We start from the raw sequence: 967 nt of genomic DNA, 5'->3' as shown, positions 1-967 counted from the left end.
AAACCTCGTTGCCAGCCGCGCTAGTTACCGGGTGGTCGGTGTCGAAGAAGTACTGGCCGTCGTAGCAGGTTTGAGGGAAACCACCACTGAGCAGCGCGTAGACGAGTTCCGCCGGGTGCATCGCGGAGTCCTGGCCCAATTGCCCCATCAAGGGGGTGAACAGCCCGTAGCTGTCGTCTTCGATGCTCTCGCGAGGAACACCTACGGTGTTCTCGAAGGTCTTGTTCTTGATGGTGTAGTCGTGCACGCCCAAGTTCTGGATCACTCGGTCGCCGAGCCATTCCCGGAACGCGGTCGAGTTACCGAGCCACCCATACTGCTCGGAGGCATTACCGGACGTCACGGTCAGCACGAACTGGTTGAAGTCAGGCTGAACACCTGCGAAGGCATTCTGGAACGCCGCGCGGTAACCGATGAAGAGGTTCCGCAGGTTTTGCTGGTTGATAATCATCTGAATGCTGCTCCTTAGATCTCTACCCAGACACCGCCGTCATCCACATCGCGGACGACGCCGGCAACCGAGCGGGTGTCAGTGGCAGAGGTCTTGGCGACCGTCTGATCGTCGACGATGAAGCACTCCTTGCCGATGTCGGCGCGGGTGATCTGGTCGGCCGAGGCACTGTTGGCGAGCTGGAATACACCCCGGCGGGTTTCGATACGCTTGGCGCCGGCGGCGCCACCGGTGTTGTCGACCTGCTCCTGGGCGATACCGCGCGCCGCAATGGTGGTCGACAGCGCTCCTGGTACGGCGTTGCCCGAAGCGTCGAGACACACCAGGCTGCCGGCAAAGATCTTGGCGTTGGCCGCCACCGGGTCGTTGAACTGCATGCCGTCGCGGCGTGGGGTGTTGCGGTCTTTGGTCAGGGCCATGATGCTCAGGCCTCCTTCGCGGCCTTGAAGGCCTCAATGGGGATACCCATGGCCGTGCATACGGCCAGTTCGTCGGCCGTCAGCCCGGTTTTCTCGT

The 967-nt window shown here is 61.9% G+C and carries 2 protein-coding genes; both read right to left on the bottom strand.

Annotation, left to right across the window (positions count from 1 at the left end; translation table 11 throughout):
- Positions 1–451 (bottom strand): Mu-like prophage major head subunit gpT family protein (locus GEZ84_RS10570; protein ID WP_194252075.1); only part of this gene is annotated, 451 nt, incomplete at its 3' end.
- 14 nt (positions 452–465) lie between these two features.
- Positions 466–870, bottom strand: a complete 405-nt coding sequence (locus tag GEZ84_RS10565; RefSeq protein WP_003121593.1) for a hypothetical protein — start codon at positions 868–870, stop codon at positions 466–468.
- Positions 871–967: the final 97 nt, after the last annotated feature.

The organism is Streptococcus mitis (assembly GCF_009496155.1).
Taxonomy (GTDB): Bacteria; Bacillota; Bacilli; order Lactobacillales; family Streptococcaceae; genus Streptococcus; species Streptococcus mitis_BQ.
The sequence above is the reverse complement of the archived record's forward strand: the minus strand, read 5'-3'. Positions and strand labels throughout refer to the sequence as shown.

Bases quoted from the DNA above. Each gene is read 5' to 3' on its own strand.
- GEZ84_RS10565 (WP_003121593.1), bottom strand. From the start codon at position 870: ATGGCCCTGACCAAAGACCGCAACACCCCACGCCGCGACGGCATGCAG.